Genomic DNA, 18635 nt, shown 5'->3' with positions numbered 1-18635 from the left:
CCCGATGCTTGGCTATCTGGCAAGGCGGATCGTTCTGGCGGTTGCGGTCATCCTGACCGTGATCGCAGCGCTTTTTGCGATGATGCGGGCCATTCCCGGCGATCCGGTCCGCACCGCGCTGGGGCCGCGGGCCAGCGAGGCCATGGTCGAGACCTATCGGATCAAGATGGGGCTCGACCAGCCGGTGATCGTGCAGATCTGGCGCTTCTTCAGCACCATTCTGCAGGGCGATCTGGGCAGCGATGCGATCTCGGGCGTGCCGGTCGCGCGGATCATCATGGCCCAGCTGCCCGACACGCTGTATCTGGTGTTGGGCGCGATGGTGGTTGCCGTCGTGCCGGGCGTCTGGCTGGGCGTGCTGTCGGCCACCAAGCGCGGCAGCCTGTTCGACCGGGTGACCTCGGTCCTGTCCGTCTCGGTCATGGCGGTGCCGTCTTTCGTCATCGCGATCTACCTGCTGCTGATCTTTGCGATCCAGCTGTCCTGGTTTCCCGCCATCGGCGCGGGCGAGGGCCTGGCCGACCGGCTGCACCGGCTGGTCCTGCCCTCGGTCGCGCTTGGCCTGGCCTGGATCGGCTATATCGCCCGGATCCTGCGCGCCTCGATGCTGGAGGTGATGGGCGAGAACCACATCCGCACCGCACGCGCCTTCGGCCTGTCGGAACGCAAGATCATGTATGATTACGTGCTGCGCATCGCGATCCTGCCCACGATCACGGTGCTGGGCATGGGGATCGGGCAGATGCTGTCGGGCGCGGTCTTTGCCGAGATCGTCTTCGGCCGGCCCGGGATCGGCAAGCTGGTCTACGATTCCATCGCGGCGCGGAACTATCCGATCGTCACCGGCACGCTTCTGGTCACCACGGGCTTCTTCGTTCTCGTCAACCTGATCGCCGATCTGCTGATCGCTTTCCTTGACCCAAGGGTGCGCAATGTCGTCAGCCGCTAAGCCCATGGCCGCAAAGCCGCGCCGGGCGCGGGGCGTGCTGCGCCGGCTGATCGGCGATCCGCTGGGCGCGCTTGGCCTGGCGATGATCGTGGTCACCGTGATCGCCGCCCTGTCGGCCGGGCTTCTGCCGCATGATCCGGTGAAGCTGAACCCGATGGTGCGCTTTGCCGCGCCGGGGGCGGATCACTGGCTTGGCACCGACAATCTGGGCCGCGACCTGTTCACCCGGATGCTGTACGGCGCGCGGATCGCGCTGGTGATCTCGATCGGGGCGACGATCGTCTCGCTGCTGGTCGGGCTTTTGCTGGGCGTGCTGGCGGGCTTCGGGCCGCGCTGGCTGGATTCGATCCTGCTTCTGGTGATGGATGCGATGAAAAGCGTGCCCACCGTGATGCTGGCGCTGGTGCTGATCACCTGGACCGGGCCCAGCCTCTGGGCGGTGGTGCTGGTCGTGGTGCTGGTCAACGGGCCCACCTATGCGCGGATCGTGCGCACCCAGGTTCTGGCCCTGCGCAATGCCGAATTCATCGAGGCCGAACGCGCCCTGGGCGCGGGCTTCCTGCGCGTGGCCAGCCTGCATGTGATCCCGAACATCATCGGCCCGCTGCTGATCCTGGCCGCGATGGATATTCCGATCGTCGTCGGCATCGAGGCCGGGCTCAGCTTTCTGGGCCTGGGCGTGCGGCCACCCACGCCGTCCTGGGGGACGATCCTGTTCGACGGCTTCTCCTACATCCGCGACAGCGTCTGGATGGTGATCGCGGGCGGCCTGCCCATCGTCATCACCGCCCTTGGCTTTACCTTCCTGGGCGAGGCGCTGCGCGACACGTTCGACCCGAAACTGGCAAAGAGGTGATGATGTCCCGCGATGCCACGCAGGCTCCGGTGTTGCAGGTCCGGGGGCTGGATCTGTCCTATGACACGCCGGCCGGCGCCTTGCAGGCGCTGCGCCAGGTGAACCTGACCATCGGCAAGGGCGAGATCGTCGGCCTGGTCGGCGAAAGCGGCTCGGGCAAGTCGACGCTGATGCAGGCGATCCTGGGGCTGTTGCCGGGGGCGGCCAAGGTGCAGGGCGGGCAGATCCTGTTCCAGGGCCAGGATCTGGCCGGCCTGTCGGCGCCGCAGATGCGCGGGCTTCTGGGCGACCGGATCTCGGTCGTGTTCCAGGATCCGATGACGGCGCTGAACCCGGTGCTGACCATCGGCCGGCAGATGATCGACATCCAGCATCGCAGCCGGATCAGCCGCGCCGAAAAGCGGGCCCGGGCGATCGGCATGCTGGAACGGGTCCGCATCCCCGATCCCGAAAGCCGCTTCAACCGCTACCCGCACGAATTTTCCGGCGGCATGCGCCAGCGGGTGGCGATCGCCATGGCGCTGATGGCGCGGCCCGCGCTTCTGGTTGCCGATGAGCCGACCACCGCGCTGGATGCCACGCTGGAAATCGCCACCATCGACCTTCTGCGCGAATTGCAGGCCGAAATCGGCTGCGCGATCCTGTTCATCACCCATCACCTGGGCGTGGTGGCCGAACTTTGCGACCGCATCGACATCATGTATGCGGGCGAGATCGTGGAAAGCGGCGCCACCGCGCCGGTGTTCCGCGACCCGCGCCACCCCTATACGCAGCTTCTGTTCGCCTGCGATCCGGCGCAGATCAGCCGGCCGATGCGCCACCTGCCCTCGATCGGCGGCGGCCTGCCCGACCTGACCCATCTGCCGCCCGGTTGCATCTTCGCGCCGCGCTGCCCGCGCGCCGACGCCACCTGCCGCGCCACCCGCCCCGCCGACCATCAGGCCGGCCCCTCGGATCTGGTGCGCTGCCATTACCCGCTGGCGCCCCGGCTGGAGATCACCGCATGACCCCGCTGCTTTCGGTGCGCAATCTGCAGGTCTCTTACCCGACAGGCGGGCTTCTGGCCCGGCTGCGCGGCCAGGGCGAGCTGAAGATCGTGGCCGGGGTGGATTTCGATCTGGCCCGGGGCGAGACGCTGGCGCTGGTCGGCGAAAGCGGATCGGGCAAGACCACGCTCGCGCGGGCGGTGGCCGGGCTCGGTGGCACGGTTTCGGGTCAGATCGGCTTTGACGGCGCGCCGCTTTCGGCGAAAGGCCGGCAGATCCGCCGCGACATCGCCTTCATCTTCCAGGATGCCGTCAGCTCGCTCAGCCCGCGCTTCACCGTCCGCGCCCTGCTGCGCGAACCCTTCGCGATCCATTCCCTGCCCTGCCCCGAGGGCGAGGTGGAACGGCTGCTGACCCTGGTGGGCCTGCCGGCCGCGCTGGCCGAACGGCGCCCGCATGAATTGTCGGGCGGGCAGGCAAGGCGGGTGGGCGTGGCGCGGGCGCTGGCGCTGAAGCCGCGGCTGGTGATCGCCGACGAGCCGACGGCGGGCCTTGATGTCTCGGTGCAAAGCGAGGTCTTGAACCTCTTGAACGATCTGCGCGTCCGGCTGGGCCTGTCGCTGCTGATCATCACCCATAACCTGAACATCGTGCGCCATGTCGCCGACCGGATGGCGATCATGTATCTGGGCCGTTTCGTGGAAACCGGGGCGACGGCGCCGGTCTTTGCCCGGCCGCGCCACCCCTATACGGCGGCGCTGCTGTCGGCCAATCCGATCATCGACCCCGAGGCGCGGCGCGCGCGGCTGCATCTTGAGGGCGAGGTGCCCAGCCTGACCCAGCGCCCGCAGGGCTGCGAGTTCCACAGCCGCTGCCCCTTCGCCCGCGACCTGTGCCGCCAGACGCCGCCGCCGCGGGTGACGCAAGGCGATGTCAGCTATACCTGCCACTTCCCGATCGAGGCCCTGCGCCATGACTGACCGCGCCAATCTGCGACTGCCCCCCGCGGCCGAGGCGCGGCTGCCCGACGCGCTGCGCGCCGCCTGCTGCAATCTGGCCGTCGCGCCCTATTGGCTGGATGCGGGGCGGTTCTGGTATCGCCGCCAGACCGCGGGCCTGCCCGACTATGTTCTGGTCTCGGTCGACGGCAGCCGCGCGCCCGCCTTCGACCATCCGGCCCTGCGCGCCGCGCTGGGGGATGACGCGGTCTTCGCCCGGCTGCTGATCCTGGCGCAGGATGCAACCGGCGTGACCCTGGCCGCAGGCCGGTCGCGCTGGCATTTCGGCGCCGGCCGGCTGACGGCCCTGGCGCCGCGCCCGCATGCCGATGACGAAAGCCTGTCGCCCGATGGGCAATGGATCCTGTTCCGCCGCGATGGCGATCTGTGGCTGCGCCCGGCCGCAGGCGGGCCCGAGCGGCGGCTGACCCACAGCGCCGCACCGCATTTCGAATGGGCGAAATCGCCCGATCAAAGCCTGGAGACCCTGCATCTGCGTCGCCGCGGCATCGCCCTGCCGCCCATCGCGCTTTGGTCGCCGGATTCGCGCCGGATCTTCACCTATCAGCTGGACGAACGCGCGGTGCGCCGGGTCGCGCTGGTGCAGAATGTCACCGAGGGCGGCGGCCCCGGCCCGATCCTGCACGAGATGCGCAATGCCTTTGCCGGCGACACGGCCCTGCCCGTCGCCCATCAGGCGGTGATCGAGATCGACACCGGCCGCATCATCCCCTGCGGCCCGGCCGATGTGACCGAGACCTCGGGCCTGGAGAAGCGCGAAGCCTGGTGGAGCGGCGACAGTCAAAGGGTGTTCTGGCTGGAGCATGACCGCTACGAGCGCGCGATCACCCTGGTCGAAACCCAGGCCGCCACCGGCGCCGCCCGGCGGGTCATCACCGAAACCGCCGAAACCTTCGTCGACATCCACATGGCCTATGGCGGCATGCCGAACATCCGCCTGCTGGATGCGACGGACGAGCTGATCTGGTTCTCGCAGCGCGACGGCTATGCGCATCTGTATCTGTGCGATCTGCGCAGCGGCGCGATCACCCGCCAGATCACCTCGGGCGATGCGCCCGTGGTCGAGATCCTGGCGGTCGATCCGGCAAGGCGCCAGGTGATCTATCTGTCCGGCAGCGGCGAGACCAGCGCCGATCCCTATGCGCGGCGGATCTGCCTGGCCGGGCTGGATGGTGGGGCGATGCGGGTGCTGACGCCCGATCCGGGCGATCATGCGCCCCATTTGCGCGATCTGGGCTGGTCCGAACTGATCGAGACCGGCGCCGGTCCGGTGCCCGCCCCGCTGTCGCCGGATCTGGCGCATATCGTGGTGACCAGCGCGGGCGCGGGCGATCTGGGCCGCAGCCGGCTGTTGCGCCTGTCCGATGGCGCTGTGATCGCCGATCTGGAACAGGGCCATACCGATCTGGATCTGGTGACGCCCGAGCGGGTCACGCTTCTGGCCGCCGATGGCGAGACCCGGCTCTTCGGCATGCTCTGGCGCCCGCTGACGCTGGAGCCCGGCCAGCGCTATCCGCTGCTCGACATGGTCTATCCCGGCCCGCAATGCATCCAGACCCCGCGCTCGGCCCTGCCGCAGGACGAATTGTCGAAGCTTGCCATGGCCCATGCCGCGACAGCGCTGGGATTTGCGGTGCTGATGATGGACGGGCGCGGCACGCCCTGGCGGTCGAAGGCGTTCCACGATCTGTGCCATGGCAATCTGGGCGATCCCGGCTTCCTGTCCGATCATGTCGCCGCCTACCCGCAGCTTGCCGCGACTCGGCCCTGGCTGGACCCGGACCGGATCGGCATCATCGGCCATTCCGCCGGCGGCCACGCGGCGGCGCGCGCCATCCTGGCGCATCCCCGGGTCTATCGCGCCGCTGTTGCGACCGCCGGCAGCCATGACCTGACCGGCTACAACCGCTGCTGGCCCGAGAAATGGCAGGGTCCGCTGATCCGCCATGCCGATGGCAGCACCAGCTATGACGATACCTGCAACGCCCGTCTGGCCGGGCGCCTGCAGGGCCGGCTGCTGATCGGGCATGGCGACATGGATGAAAACGTGCTGCCCGCGCTTAGCCTGCAACTGGGCCTGGCTTTGGCGCGGGCGGGCAAGTCCTACGATCTGCTGATCTCGCCCAATGACGATCACGCGACGTTCAAAAGCAACCCCTGGGTGCAGCGCCGGCTGCTGGCGTGGTTGCGCGACGCGCTGTAGCCGGCCGCCCCACCCCCCTGCCCCGAACCCCGCCCGGCCGTTGCAGCCGGGTGACAGGGCCGCGCCCAGAGCGTCGGCCTGTGCCGCATTGCGTGCCGCCTGCGTTGATCGTGCTAAGCCATTCCCACACCTTGCCCTTTCACCCAAGGCCCACCGCGCCGACGCGGCGATGGGCCCGCAAAAGAAGGAATCGCTTGCATTGTATACTGGATACAGTATGGTGAATTCATGAACACAGGACATGCCTATAAGCTTTCGGCCGGCATCGCAGACAATCTTGTCTCGATCCTGGAAGAGGCGATTGTCTTCCTGGAACTCGCCCCGAACGAACGCCTGACCGAAGAGGAAGTGGCCGAACGCTACGGTGTCAGCCGCTCGCCGGTGCGCGATGCGCTGCGGTCCCTGGAACGCGACGGGCTGGTCCTGCGCGAAGCGCGGCGCGGCATCTGGGTCACGCCGATGTCGTTGCGCGATTTCGATGAAATCTACAGCTGCCGCGTGGCGCTTGAGGCGATTGCCGCCGAACAGGCCGCGCGCTCGACCAACACCGCGCTGAAGGCCCAACTGGCCCAGGTGCTGGATGCGATGCGCGCCGCGCGCGAAGCCGGCGATGCGCGGCTGTTCTTCTCGCATGACGTGCGCGGCTCGGAGCTGATCTACCAGATCGCCGACAATGCCACGCTGCACCGGCTGCTGAAGGGGCTGGAAAAGCAGGCGCTGCGCTATCGCTATCACCTGTATCGCCGCAACCCGGGCGTGGTGGACCTGTCGCTGGACGATACCGCCCGGGTGTTCCAGGCGATCATCGAGGGCGATGTGCCCGGCGCCTATCGGATGGAACATGACCTGATCGAGCGGATCTGGCGCGAAACCCGCGACGCGATCCGCGACGAGTTCGGCGAGGGGCGCAAGTGACGATTCTGCAGGCGGCATATCCCTATCTGGATACCCATACGGCCGGACATCCGACCCGGGCGATCCTGGGGGGCGTGCCGCCGCTGAACGGCCAGACCGTGCTGGAGCAGCGCCAGGATTTCGAACGCCGCTTCGATCATCTGCGCGGCACGCTGCTGCATGAACCCCGCGGCCATGCCGCGATGGTCGGGCTGATCCCCGTGCCCTCGCAAGTGGCCGATTTCGGGGCGATCTTCATCTCGTCCTATGTCTATCTGGGCATGTGCGGCCATGGCACGATCGGCCTTGCCCGCACGCTTGCCTTCACCGGCGCGATTTCCCCCGCCACCGGCGACCGCTTCACCCTGGAAACCCCGGCCGGCGTGGTCGAGGTGCGGCTGGACTGGACCGATCAGGGCGAGTTGGGCTCGGTGTCGCTGAAGAACGTGCCGGCCTATATGGGCCTGCCCGCGCTTGAGGTGGACGTGCCGGGCCTGGGCAAGATCACCACCGATATTCTGTATAGCGGCATGTGGTACGCGATGGTGCCCGCCGATCCCCTGGGTCTGGCGCTGGAGCCCGACAATGTCAGCGCCTGCCTGGCACTTGGCTGGCGGATCAAGCAGGCGATCGCCAAAGCGACCGAGGGCCTGCCCGTCCTGCGCGGCCTGCCCGCGCCCAGCGTGATGTTTCACAGCGACAGGGGCCCGGCGCATTCCCGCCAGATGCTGGTCCTGGCCCCCAACAAATACGACCGGTCGCCCTGCGGCACCGGCACCTGCGCGCGCATGGCCCAGCTTCTGATCCGCGGCGATCTGAACGAAGCCGAAACCTATCGCGCCGAGAATATCCTGGGCGTGCCCTTCACCGCGACCCTGGCCGGTACGGCCGAAGTCGAAGGCCGCACAGGCTATGAGATCGTCGTCCGCGGCCAGGCCCATCTTTCGGCCCAGGGCACGATCTATGTCGAAAAGGGCGATCCTCTCGAAGGGGGGTTCCTCGGCCGGTAGCCACCCGGCCTGCAATCAAAACCAAAGATCAGGGAGATCTGAACATGTCTTTCTTCGGAAACATCCTCCGGGCGCTTGCCCTGGGGGCCGGGATGACTGTTGCCGCGCAGACCGCTGTGGCACAGGACAATCCCTCGGCCGTGCTGGACGAAATCAAGGCCAGCGGCGAATTGAAGATCCCGGTCATGATCGGCGAGGAACCGGGCTATATCAAGGATCCGGTCAGCGGCGAATGGACCGGCTTCTATGTCGAATTCCTGACCGAGATCGCCGATGAGCTGGGCGTCAAGGTCACCCCGGTCGAAACCACCTGGGGCAACTTGGCGGCCGATTTCCAATCGAACAAGATCGACATCGCCATCGGCGTGAACCCCAACCCCAAGCGCGGCCTGGTGGTCGACTATCTGTGGGAACCGCTGTTCACCGATGCCTGGGCGGTTCTGGCGCCGAAGGGCAAGCCCGTCGCCACCTGGGCCGAACTGAACACGCCGGAAAAGACCGTCGTGGTGCAGAAGGGCTCGACCATGCAGATCGTGGCCGAGGCGCTGCTGCCGAAGGCGACGCTGACCGTGGTGGAAGACCGCAACCTTGCGATCCTTGAACTGCAGGCCGGCCGCGCCGATGCGATGATCCAGTCGGTCTTCGACACGCTGCAGATCGCAGCACAGGTCGGCGGCGAAGTGACCGTGCCCGAACCCATGCTGCGCAACCCGGCCACCCTGGCCGTCGCGCGCAAGCCGGGCAATGCGGGCTATATCAACTTCCTGACCAACTGGGTGCTGCAACAGCGCTCGCTGGGTCTGGCGCAGGGCAAGCTCGCCAAGGCCTTCGAAGACCGCGGCATCGACCTGTCGATCCTGCCGTCGAACTTCAGCTTCTGATCCCATGGCCCGGTCGGCGCCTGCGCTGGCCGGGTGCCTTCCCGCAACCTCCTGTGCCGGAGTCGCGCGCTTGTTTCACTTCGATGTCATCACCCAGAACTGGCCCCTGTTCTGGGCCGGCCTGCAGGTCACGCTGTTCTACTCGGCCATCTCGATCTCGGCGGGGCTGGTGATCGGGCTGGTCGTGGGCCTGATCCAGCTGACCGGCTCGCGGACCCTGACGATCATCGGCCGGGTCTATGTGGAAATCTTCCGCAACATCCCGCTGCTGGTGATCCTTTTGTGGATCTACTACGCCTTCCCGATCTTCGCCGGGCTGAGCATCACCAAGTTCTGGGCCGGTTTCGCGGGCCTGTCGCTCTATGCCGGCGCCTTCTATGCCGAGATCCTGCGCGCGGGCGTGCAGTCGATCGACAGGGGCCAGACCGATGCCTCGACCGCGCTTGGCATGACCTATGGCCAGCGCATGCGCCGGGTGATCCTGCCCCAGGCCTTCCGCCGGATGATCCCGCCTTTGGCCGGCCAGTCGATCATCCAGATCAAGAACACCACGCTGATGTCGATGATCACGGTCCCCGACCTGCTGTATCAGGCCAGCTATGTCAGTTCCTTCACCTATCGTCCGATGGAGGTCTACACCATGGTCGGCGCGATGTTCCTTGTCCTTCTGGTGCCGCTGACCCTTCTGTCGCGCCGGCTTGAGAAAGTATCGGAGCGCGTGAAATGAGCGTCCATCCCAATCCCGGCCCCGCTGCGGGCCCGCTGCTGAAGGTCGAGGCGCTGCGGCTGAAATTCGGCACGCGCGAGGTGCTGAAAGGCGTCGACCTGACGGTCAGGAAAGGCGAGGTCGTGGTGCTGATCGGCGCCTCCGGCTCGGGCAAGACCTCGCTTCTGCGCTGCGTCAACCTGCTGAACCTGCCCAGCCATGGCAAGATCACCATCGGCGGCGAGGCGATCTACAGCGCCAACCCCGCGGCGCGCGACGGCAACGGCGTGCCGCTGGCCACGGTGAACCGGATCCGGGCGCAGACCGGCATGGTCTTCCAGCAGTTCAACCTGTTCCCGCACATGACGGCGCTTGAAAACGTCATGGAAGGGCCGGTGACGGTGAAGAAGGCCAATCGCGACGCGACGCGGCGCGAGGCGCTGGATCTGCTGGCGCAGATGGGGCTGGCCGACCATGTCGGCAAATATCCCCGCCAGCTGTCGGGCGGCCAGCAGCAGCGCGTCGCCATCGCCCGCGCCATGGCCATGCATCCGCAGGTCATGCTGTTCGACGAGCCGACCTCGGCCCTGGACCCGGAACTGGTGGGCGAGGTGATGAAGGCGATGCTCGATCTGGCGCGCAGCGGCATGACCATGCTGATCGTCACGCATGAGCTGGGCTTCGCCTTCGAAATCGCCGACCGGGTGATCTTCCTGGACGAGGGCCAGATCGTCGAGGACGGGCCGCCGCGCGACGTGCTGCTGCGCCCCACCCATCCGCGGCTGAAAAGCTTCGTCGGCCGGTTCCATGAAACCGCCGATCTTCTGCGCCCCTTCCTGGAAGGAAGCTGACGCCCGCCGCCCGCGCGCGCAAGCCCCGGCCTGCCGCCCCCGATGCCCCCTGCCGCCGGCCTGCTCTGGGCCGGCGACGGACCCCTGCACGCCCCTGCAGGACTGCCCGCAAAGGAAAGACCATGGTGCTGACGTTCAATCCCGATACCGTTTCCGTCTCCTCCGGCCATCACATCGGCGGCCGTTTCGTCGATCTGCCCGGCGAAGAGATCGTGGTGCTGCGCCCCTCGGATGGCCGCCCGATGGGCACGATCACCGATGGCGGCGCCGCCGCGGTGGACAGGGCGGTCGCGGCGGCGAAAGACGCGCTGGCGCGCAGCGGCTGGGCGGGCATGGCCCCGCGCGACCGGGCGAAGATCCTGTTCGCCTTCGCCGCGAAGATCGAGGAGAAGGCCGAATATCTGGGCCGCGTCGAGGCGATGGGGTCAAGCCGGCTGATTTCCGGCACGGTGACGGGTGATGCGGTGCGCACCGCCGGCGTGGTGCGCTATTTCGCCGAATATTGCGACAAGCTGGAAGGCATCGTGACGGCAACCAAGGCCGGCACGCTCAGCTATACCCGCCGCCAGCCCTATGGGATCGCCGGCGCCATCGTGCCGTGGAATTTCCCGATGATCACCGCGGCGTGGAAATTCGCCCCCGCCCTGGCCGCCGGCAATGCGGTGGTAATGAAAACCTCGGAACTGACGCCGCACAGCCTGCTGGCCCTGGCCGAATGCGCCGCCGAGGCGGGCCTGCCCGCCGGCCTTCTGAACGTGGTGAATGGCTGGGGCCATACGACCGGCGCCGCCATTGTGGCGCATCCCGAGATCGGCATCATCTCCTTCACCGGATCGACCCAGACCGGGGCCGCGATCATGGCGCTGGCGGCGCATTCGGGCATCAAGCCCGTCGTGCTGGAACTGGGTGGCAAAAGCCCGCAGATCGTGACCCAGAACCCCGGCGAGATGGATGCCATCGCCACCCGCGTTGCCAATGCCTTCATGGTGAATGCAGGCCAGGTCTGCACGCTGGCCTCGCGGCTGATCGTGCAGCGCAGCGTGGCGGACGAGTTGATCGACCGCGTCCTGGCCAAGACCAGGGCGATCAAGCCCGGCCCGACCTGGGACGAGACCACCACCTTCGCGCCCGTGATCTCGGCCAAGCAATTCGACCGGATCGACGCGCTGGTCCAGCAAAGCGTCGCCGACGGCGCAACCGTGCTGACCGGAGCCAGCCGGCTGGACGGCCCGAACCAGGGCAATTTCTACGCCCCCACCCTTCTGGCCGATGTGGGCCGCGACACCACCGGCTTCATCCAGGAATTCTTCGGCCCGGTGATGTCGGTCACGCCCTATGACGAGATCGAGGAAGCCATCGCCGAGGCGCAGCACCCGATCTATGGCCTGTCGGCCTCGATCCACACCCAGGATCTGAAGCTGGCGATGAAAGTCGCCGATGCGGTCGAGGCGGGGATGGTCTGGGTCAACCAGCACGGCCGCGACCCCGAATTCACCTATACGGCCGGCGGCTGGAAGGGCTCGGGCTTCGGCAAGGACATGGGCCGCGCCGGGATCGAGGAATTCACGCGGCAAAAGGCCGTGTGGATCAATACGCTTTAAGGACATCGGATATGATCTACGATTTCGTCATCGTGGGGGGCGGCTCGGCCGGCGCGACGCTGGCGGCGCGGCTGTCGGAAAACCCCGGCAAACAGGTGGCGCTGCTGGAGGCCGGGCCCGATACCCCGCCCGATGCCGTGCCCGAGATCATCGCCGACAGCTATCCGGGCCTTTCGTATTTCGATCCGAAATATCACTGGTCGAAGCTGCGCGTCTTTGCCCGCAACCCGCGGTCAAACTCTGAAACCGTCCCGCCCACCCGGTTGGAACAGGCCCGCGTCATGGGCGGCGGCTCGTCGATCAACGGGCAATTCGCGGTGCGCGGCCTGCCCGGCGATTATGACGAATGGGAAGCCAAGGGCGCGACCGGCTGGGGCTGGCAGGGCATGCTGCCCTATTTCCGCAAGCTGGAACGCGATCAGGATTTCGACGGCGATCTGCATGGCACGACCGGGCCGATGCCGATCCGCCGGGTGTTTCCGAAGGACTGGGCGGGCTTCACCTCATCGGTGATGGCGGTGATGGAGGGCGAGTTTCCCTATCAGCCCGACTATAACGCCTCGTTCTCGGATGGCTGTTTCCCGCTGCCCCTGACCAATGAAAACGACCGCCGCGTGTCCACCGCGGTTGGCTATCTGACGCGCGCGGTGCGGGCGCGCAAGAACCTGCACCTCTTCCCACTGACCCAGGTCGAGGCGCTGGAACGCGACGGCACCCGGATCACCGGCGTGCGCGCCCATCGCGACGGGCGCCCCGCCGAGATTTTCCGGGCCCATGAGGTGATCCTCTGCGCAGGCGCCCTGCACACCCCGCCGATCCTTCTGCGGGCCGGCATCGGCCCCGCGGCCGAGTTGCGGGCCCTGGGCATTCCTGTTGTGGCTGATCTGCCCGGCGTCGGGCGCAACCTGATGGACCACCCGCATCTGGCCGTGGGCGCGCATTTCAAAAGGTCCGCCCGCCTGCGCCCGAACCAGCGCCGCCACATCTTTCTGGGCGTGCGCTATTCCTCGGGCTACGAAGGCTGCACCGGCTCGGACATGCTGATCATGCCGGTCAACCGCGCGGGCTGGCACCCCCTGGGCAAGACCATGGGCGCGCTGAATGTCTGCGTGAACAAAAGCTATTCGCAGGGCACCGTCACGCTGAAATCGCCCGATTGGCGCGACGAGCCGGTGGTGAACCTGAACCTGGGCGGCGACGAGCGCGATCTGATGCGGCTGGTCGACGGGTTCGAGCGGATCTACCGGGTGATGGAAGACCCGCGGGTGCGCAACCATGTGAACACCTGGTTCCTGGCCGGCTATACCGAAGAGGCACGGTCGCTGTCGGTGAAAAAGCTGTCGAACTACGTCAAGACCGGCACGGCCGCGATGCTGTTCGACTATGCGCCCTTCTTCCGCGAAACCCTGCTGCGGCGCAAATTCGGCACGACCGAGCGGATGCATCAGATGATGCAGCATCGCGACCTGATCGTCGATTGGGCGAAGAAGGCGGTCTGGTCGGGCTGGCATGTCTCGGCCAGCTGCAAGATGGGCGGCGAGGACGATCCGATGGCGGTGCTGGATCCGCACTGCCGGGTGCGCGGCGTGCAGGGACTGCGCGTCGTCGATGCCTCGGCCATGCCCTCGGTCATCGCCGCCAACACCAACATCACCACGATCGCCATGGCCGAAAAGGCCGCCGATCTGATCCTGAACGCCTGAATCACGAAAGGATAGACCATGCGCGAAAGCAAAGTCCGCAATCTCTGGGCCAAGGGCGACTGCGCCGTCACCGGCTGGCTGGCGATCCCCTCCAGCCTCTCGGCCGAGCTGATGGCCCAGCAGGATTTCGACGCGGTGACGATCGACATGCAGCATGGCTGCGCCGATTACGCCGATGTCCTGACCATGCTGCAGGCGATTTCCACCACCGACCGCACGCCCTTCGTGCGCGTGCCGTGGAATGACCCCTCGATCATCGGCCGGGTGCTGGATGCCGGCGCCTATGGCGTGATCGCGCCGATGGTCAACACCGCCGCCGAATGCCAGGCCTTCGTGCAGGCCTGCCGCTATTATCCCGAAGGCGGCCGCTCGGTCGGGCCGATCCGGGCGGGGCTGTATGGCGGGGCGGACTATTTCGCCAATGCCAACAAGACCGTCATCACCATGCCGATGATCGAGCATAAGGATGGCATCGCGAATCTGGATGAAATCCTGGCGGTGCCGGGGCTGGATGCGATCTTCGTCGGCCCGTCCGATCTGGCCGTGTCCATGGGCCACACCCCGGGCTTCGATCCGAAATGGGACGATGTGAACGACGCCATCGCCCTGATCGCCGAACGCTGCATCAAGGCCGGCGTCGTGCCGGGCATTCATGTCGGCTCGGTCGAATATGGTCAGAAGATGCGCAAGCTGGGCTACAAGTTCATCGCCTATCTGTCGGATTTCCGCATGCTGCAGATGGCTTACGCCAAGGCGATGCCCGCCTTCCGCGCCGGCACGCCCTCGGCCGACGCGCCCTGAGCCGATCATGACCCCGGGATCGCGCGGGCAGAAAGTGGCCGTCATCGGCGCAGGCATCATCGGTGTCTGCGCCGCCAATGCGCTGGCGGATGAAGGCTATCGGGTCGAGGTGATCGACCCGGTCCTGCCCGGCAGCCCGGAGCAATGTTCCTATGGCAATGCCGGGGGGCTTTCCCCCGGCTCCTGCATCCCCAACGCCATGCCGGGCATCGCGCGGCAGGTGCCGGGCATGCTTCTGGACCCCGAAGGCCCGATTGGCCTGCGGCTTCTGGATCTGCCGCATGCCCTGCCCTGGCTCTTGCGCTTTCTGTGGAATTCCCGGCTGTCGCGGGTGCGGCGGATCGCAGACGGGATGATCGCGCTGAACCGGCTGACGCTGGAGTGCTACGAGCCTTTGCTGCGCGAGGCGGGCTGCGCCGATCTGATCCTGCACCGCGGCCAGTTGTTCGCCTATGAGAACCCCAAAGGCCCCGAAGGCAGCGCGCTGTCCATCGCCCTGCGGCGCGAGCGTGGGGTGAAGGTCGAAATCCTGAACGCCGCGCAGATGCGCGACCTGGAACCCGCGATCAATCCCGATTACTGCGCCGGGGTCTTCCTGCCCGAACAGGGCCAATGCCCGAACCCCGGGCGGCTGGTCGAAGCCATCGCGCGGCTGGCGGCGCGCAAGGGCGTGCTGTTCACCCGGCAAAGGGCCAAGGCCTTGGTGCTGGACCAGGGCCGCGTCACCGGCGTCGCGACCGAGGCCGGGGTCGCCCTGGCCGACAAGGTCGTCGTGGCCGCCGGCGCCTTTTCCGGCCCCTTCGCCCGGCAGGCGGGCGTCCGCGTGCCGCTGATCAGCGAACGCGGCTATCACATCATGCTGCCGCATGCGAAAACCGGGCTGCGGGTGAACGTGAACGCGGCCGAGCGCAAATTCGTGGCAGCCCCGATGGAGGGCGGGTTGCGCCTGTCGGGCACGGTGGAATTCGCCCGCCCCTCGGCCCCGCCGAACTGGCGCCGCGCCGAGATCCTGCTGTCGCAGGCCAGGCACATGTTCCCCGGCGCCGATCTGCGCGGGATGACACCCTGGATGGGCAACCGCCCCGGCACGCCCGACAGCATCCCGGTGATCGAATGCGCGCCGCGGCATGACAATGTGATCCTGGCCTTCGGCCATGGCCATCAGGGGCTGATGGGCGGCTCGGTCACCGGCCGGCTGGTCGCCGATCTGGCCACCGGCCGCCCCTGCCCGATCGACATGACGCATTTCCGTTCCGACAGGTTCTGAGCGGTCCATTTGGCCGGCCCCGGCGGCCGGAAAGGAGAAGACGATGTACGAGGAAAAGATCGAGCTGCTGATCGACGGCGTGTTCCGCGCCGGCAGCGAAGGCCAGGATCATCCGTTGCTGAACCCCGCCACCGGCGCCGAGCTGACCCGGGTGCCCCATGCCAGCGCCGCCGATCTGGACGAGGCGCTGGCCGCCGCCGAACGCGGCTTCGCGATCTGGAAGGCAGAAACCGCGCTTGGCCGCTACAAGGTGATGATGAAGGCCGCCGCGCTGATCGACGCGCGGCTGGAAACCATCGCCCGGGTGCTGACGCTGGAAAACGGCAAGCCGCTGGCCGAATCCCGTGGCGAGATCGCCTTCTCGGCCGAAGCCACCCGCTGGTATGCCGAAGAGGGCAAGCGCGCCTATGGCCGGATCGTGCCGGGCCGCATGCCGGGCCAGCGCCAGATGGTCTACAAGGAACCCGTGGGCCCGGTCGCGGCCTTCGCCGCCTGGAACTTCCCCGCCTCGAACGTGATCCGCAAGATCTCGGGCGCGCTGGCGGCCGGCTGTTCGATCATCCTGAAGGCCGCCGAGGAAACCCCCGGCACCGCCGTCGCCTTCGCGCGCTGCTTCCAGGAGGCCGGCCTGCCGCGCGGAGTTCTGAACCTGGTCTTCGGCGTGCCCGACATGATCTCGCGCCATCTTCTGGCCTCGCCCATTCCGAAGAAGGTCACGCTGACCGGCTCGACCGCGGTGGGCAAGCATCTGCTGCGGCTGTCGGCCGATACGCTGAAGCGCACGACGATGGAACTGGGCGGCCATGCGCCGGTGCTGGTCTTCGGCGATGCCGATGTCGATCATGCGGTGGCCACGCTGGCCGCGGCCAAGTTCCGCAACGCGGGCCAGGTCTGCACCTCACCCACCCGTTTCTTCGTGCATGAAACGGTGGCCGAGCGTTTCGCCCACGGCCTGGCCGCCAAGGCCGCCGCGCTGAGCGTGGGCGAAGGCATCGAGCCTGCAACCCAGATGGGCCCGATGATCGCCGCGCGGCGCTGCGATGCGGTGCATGCGCTGGTCGAGGATGCGGTCGACAAGGGTGCAACGCTGATGACCGGCGGCCACCGGCTGAACCGGCCGGGCAATTTCTACGCGCCCACCGTCTTGAACCATGTGCCCGACGCCGCCCGGATCATGTCCGAAGAACCCTTCGGCCCGGTGGCCTCGATCCAGTCCTTCGCCAGTTTCGACGAGGCGATCGCGCGGGCCAATGCCCTGCCCTACGGCCTGGCCTCTTTCGTCTTCACCCGCGACGGCGCCACCGCCCGCGATGCCGAGGCCGCGCTGAATGCCGGCCTGGTCGGGGTCAACCACACGATGATCTCGACCCCCGAAACCCCGTTCGGGGGGGTGAATGAATCCGGCTGGGGGTCGGAAAGCGGCATCGAGGGACTTGAAGCCTTCCAGCGGGTCAAGTTTGTGTCGGAACTGTTCTCCTGACGTCGAAAGGGCCCGACATGACCGATGCGAAAATCCTGATCTGCGACCTGGTCGGTCTGGCCCCCGGGCCAGACGGGCGGCCCGATGCCTCGGCCGTCCGCGCCCATATCGAAAAGCGCGGCGGGGCCTTTCACGAAGGCTCGGCCCGCGATCTGCCCGCGCCTTCGGGCCAGGGGCCGCAATTCTACTACCTGCCGATGCTGTCGACCGAGGCCGAGTTGCTGGCCGAGGCGGGCGACGGCACTTATGACGCGGTGATCGCGGCGGCAACCTTCCTGCCCGCCGGCACCCGTTTCGCCAAGGGCGGCGTCCGCATCGGCGCGGGCACCGGCAATATGGGCTCGGCCAGCTGGGGCGGCGGCGATGGCAAGGGGGGCACGGCCCCCCTGATGAACACGCCCGGCATCAATGCGCGCGCCACGGCGCAGATGGTGATGAAGGCGCTTCTTCGCCTGCGCCCCGATCTGCCCTTCGACCGGCTGAATGCGCTGGTCTCGGCCGGCGATTTCGACACCGGCCGCGATCTGGTGCGCTTCCCGACCGCCAAGCTGGAAGGCCGGGTCTTCGCCGTGATCGGCTATGGCAATATCGGGCGCGAGGTCGCCAAACTGGCCCGCGCCTTCGGCATGGAGGTGCGCATCCATGCAAGGCCCCGCCACCGGGTCTGGATCGAAAGCGAAGGCTTCACCTATGCCGCCACCCCGGCCGAGGCGGCGCGCGGCGCCGATGCGCTGTCGGTGCATCTGGGGCTGGGGCCGATGGGCCCGGCGGGCCCGGCCAATGCCGGGCTGATCGGGGCCGAGGTTCTGGGCGCGCTGGCCCGGGGCGCTGTGCTGATCAATTTCGACCGCGGCGAGTTGGTCGATGTGCCGGCACTGGGCCGCGCCCTGGCCGCGGGCACGGTCGGCCATGCGGTGATCGACGCCGATCTGTTCCGCGATGCCGAAACCGGCGCGCTGTCGGGGCCGATGCAGCCCTATCTGGCGCTGCTGCCCGACCATGCCGAGAAGCTGACGCTGCTGCCCCATGCTGCCGCCGATACCGACCACCCGACCCGGGTTGCCGGCGCGATCCAGGCGGTGGACCAGATCCTCGATGCGATCGACCGGCACGAGATCCGCAACCTGAAGGGCGATCTGCCCGAGGGCTATCGCGATGCGGGCTCGACCCGGCCCTCGGGCATGGGCGGGGTCACGGCGCGGCAATTGGCGGCGCTGCAGGCCGATGCAACGCGCTTCGCCGCGCTGCAGACCCAGGCCCGGGCGCTGGTGGCGGGCCTGGACGCCTTGGCCGACCAGGGCCCCGAACCCGCGGGCGAGGCGCTGATGCTGGCCGCGAACCGGCTGGCCGCGCTTCTGCGGGAGACCGGCCTGGAAGGCCCGTTCAGCGACCGCGGCTAGGCCCGCGCGAAACAGCAAGGCCTCGGAC

The 18635-nt window shown here is 67.7% G+C and carries 16 protein-coding genes; all 16 read left to right on the top strand.

Annotation, left to right across the window (positions count from 1 at the left end):
• The first annotated feature begins 4 nt into the window (after nt 1-4).
• The 16 genes from K1Y73_RS00845 (at nt 5) to K1Y73_RS00770 (ending at nt 18607) form a co-directional block, all read left to right on the top strand.
• Entirely contained in the window at nt 5-949 is a 945-nt protein-coding gene (locus K1Y73_RS00845; protein ID WP_225026014.1) for an ABC transporter permease, read from the top strand.
• Nucleotides 933-1805, top strand: coding sequence for an ABC transporter permease (locus K1Y73_RS00840; RefSeq protein WP_225026013.1), 873 nt, complete (start codon nt 933-935; stop codon nt 1803-1805). Before K1Y73_RS00845 ends, K1Y73_RS00840 begins: the two co-directional genes overlap by 17 nt.
• A gap of 2 nt (nt 1806-1807) precedes the next feature.
• Complete coding sequence (locus K1Y73_RS00835) at nt 1808-2812, top strand: ABC transporter ATP-binding protein (RefSeq protein ID WP_225026012.1); 1005 nt, start codon at nt 1808-1810, stop codon at nt 2810-2812.
• Nucleotides 2809-3771, top strand: coding sequence for an oligopeptide/dipeptide ABC transporter ATP-binding protein (locus tag K1Y73_RS00830; protein ID WP_225026011.1), 963 nt, complete (start codon nt 2809-2811; stop codon nt 3769-3771). The genes K1Y73_RS00835 and K1Y73_RS00830 overlap by 4 nt, the downstream gene beginning before the upstream one ends.
• Nucleotides 3764-6013, top strand: coding sequence for a S9 family peptidase (locus tag K1Y73_RS00825; protein WP_225026010.1), 2250 nt, complete (start codon nt 3764-3766; stop codon nt 6011-6013). Before K1Y73_RS00830 ends, K1Y73_RS00825 begins: the two co-directional genes overlap by 8 nt.
• Nucleotides 6014-6241: 228 nt before the next feature.
• Complete coding sequence (locus tag K1Y73_RS00820) at nt 6242-6928, top strand: GntR family transcriptional regulator (protein ID WP_225026009.1); 687 nt, start codon at nt 6242-6244, stop codon at nt 6926-6928.
• Nucleotides 6925-7917, top strand: coding sequence for a proline racemase family protein (locus K1Y73_RS00815; protein ID WP_225026008.1), 993 nt, complete (start codon nt 6925-6927; stop codon nt 7915-7917). Before K1Y73_RS00820 ends, K1Y73_RS00815 begins: the two co-directional genes overlap by 4 nt.
• 44 nt (nt 7918-7961) lie before the next feature.
• A complete protein-coding gene (locus tag K1Y73_RS00810; RefSeq protein ID WP_225026007.1) occupies nt 7962-8798 on the top strand; it encodes a transporter substrate-binding domain-containing protein in 837 nt (278 codons plus the stop codon).
• 70 nt (nt 8799-8868) lie between these two features.
• Nucleotides 8869-9525 carry an amino acid ABC transporter permease gene (locus tag K1Y73_RS00805; protein WP_225026006.1) on the top strand — a complete coding sequence of 219 codons (657 nt, stop codon included), beginning with the start codon at nt 8869-8871 and terminating at the stop codon, nt 9523-9525.
• The gene (locus K1Y73_RS00800) at nt 9522-10355 is read left to right on the top strand and encodes an amino acid ABC transporter ATP-binding protein (protein WP_318248204.1); all 834 of its coding nucleotides are present in this window, start codon (nt 9522-9524) and stop codon (nt 10353-10355) included. Before K1Y73_RS00805 ends, K1Y73_RS00800 begins: the two co-directional genes overlap by 4 nt.
• 122 nt (nt 10356-10477) lie before the next feature.
• The gene (locus K1Y73_RS00795) at nt 10478-11956 is read left to right on the top strand and encodes an aldehyde dehydrogenase family protein (protein ID WP_225026005.1); all 1479 of its coding nucleotides are present in this window, start codon (nt 10478-10480) and stop codon (nt 11954-11956) included.
• Between the two features lie 11 nt (nt 11957-11967).
• The gene (locus K1Y73_RS00790) at nt 11968-13659 is read left to right on the top strand and encodes a GMC family oxidoreductase (RefSeq protein WP_225026004.1); all 1692 of its coding nucleotides are present in this window, start codon (nt 11968-11970) and stop codon (nt 13657-13659) included.
• An 18-nt stretch (nt 13660-13677) separates the two neighbouring features.
• Nucleotides 13678-14460, top strand: coding sequence for an HpcH/HpaI aldolase family protein (locus K1Y73_RS00785; RefSeq protein WP_225026003.1), 783 nt, complete (start codon nt 13678-13680; stop codon nt 14458-14460).
• A gap of 7 nt (nt 14461-14467) precedes the next feature.
• Complete coding sequence (locus tag K1Y73_RS00780; RefSeq protein ID WP_225026002.1) at nt 14468-15727, top strand: NAD(P)/FAD-dependent oxidoreductase; 1260 nt, start codon at nt 14468-14470, stop codon at nt 15725-15727.
• Nucleotides 15728-15770: 43 nt separating this feature from the next.
• A complete protein-coding gene (locus tag K1Y73_RS00775; RefSeq protein WP_225026001.1) occupies nt 15771-17207 on the top strand; it encodes an NAD-dependent succinate-semialdehyde dehydrogenase in 1437 nt (478 codons plus the stop codon).
• A 17-nt stretch (nt 17208-17224) separates the two neighbouring features.
• A complete protein-coding gene (locus tag K1Y73_RS00770; protein WP_225026000.1) occupies nt 17225-18607 on the top strand; it encodes an NAD(P)-dependent oxidoreductase in 1383 nt (460 codons plus the stop codon).
• The last annotated feature ends 28 nt before the right edge of the window (nt 18608-18635 follow it).

Source organism: Xinfangfangia pollutisoli, from assembly GCF_020179405.1.
Classification (GTDB): domain Bacteria; phylum Pseudomonadota; class Alphaproteobacteria; order Rhodobacterales; family Rhodobacteraceae; genus Pseudogemmobacter; species Pseudogemmobacter pollutisoli.
Note: the sequence above shows the minus strand (reverse complement) of the source record. Positions and strands in the feature narration are given on the sequence as shown.

Coding starts and splice junctions, on each gene's coding strand:
- K1Y73_RS00785 (WP_225026003.1), top strand. CDS start 13,678: ATGCGCGAAAGCAAAGTCCGCAATCTCTGGGCCAAGGGCGACTGCGCC.
- K1Y73_RS00790 (WP_225026004.1), top strand. CDS start 11,968: ATGATCTACGATTTCGTCATCGTGGGGGGCGGCTCGGCCGGCGCGACG.
- K1Y73_RS00780 (WP_225026002.1), top strand. CDS start 14,468: ATGACCCCGGGATCGCGCGGGCAGAAAGTGGCCGTCATCGGCGCAGGC.
- K1Y73_RS00795 (WP_225026005.1), top strand. CDS start 10,478: ATGGTGCTGACGTTCAATCCCGATACCGTTTCCGTCTCCTCCGGCCAT.
- K1Y73_RS00830 (WP_225026011.1), top strand. CDS start 2,809: ATGACCCCGCTGCTTTCGGTGCGCAATCTGCAGGTCTCTTACCCGACA.
- K1Y73_RS00835 (WP_225026012.1), top strand. CDS start 1,808: ATGTCCCGCGATGCCACGCAGGCTCCGGTGTTGCAGGTCCGGGGGCTG.
- K1Y73_RS00810 (WP_225026007.1), top strand. CDS start 7,962: ATGTCTTTCTTCGGAAACATCCTCCGGGCGCTTGCCCTGGGGGCCGGG.
- K1Y73_RS00820 (WP_225026009.1), top strand. CDS start 6,242: ATGAACACAGGACATGCCTATAAGCTTTCGGCCGGCATCGCAGACAAT.
- K1Y73_RS00825 (WP_225026010.1), top strand. CDS start 3,764: ATGACTGACCGCGCCAATCTGCGACTGCCCCCCGCGGCCGAGGCGCGG.
- K1Y73_RS00800 (WP_318248204.1), top strand. CDS start 9,522: ATGAGCGTCCATCCCAATCCCGGCCCCGCTGCGGGCCCGCTGCTGAAG.
- K1Y73_RS00845 (WP_225026014.1), top strand. CDS start 5: ATGCTTGGCTATCTGGCAAGGCGGATCGTTCTGGCGGTTGCGGTCATC.
- K1Y73_RS00775 (WP_225026001.1), top strand. CDS start 15,771: ATGTACGAGGAAAAGATCGAGCTGCTGATCGACGGCGTGTTCCGCGCC.
- K1Y73_RS00840 (WP_225026013.1), top strand. CDS start 933: ATGTCGTCAGCCGCTAAGCCCATGGCCGCAAAGCCGCGCCGGGCGCGG.
- K1Y73_RS00770 (WP_225026000.1), top strand. CDS start 17,225: ATGACCGATGCGAAAATCCTGATCTGCGACCTGGTCGGTCTGGCCCCC.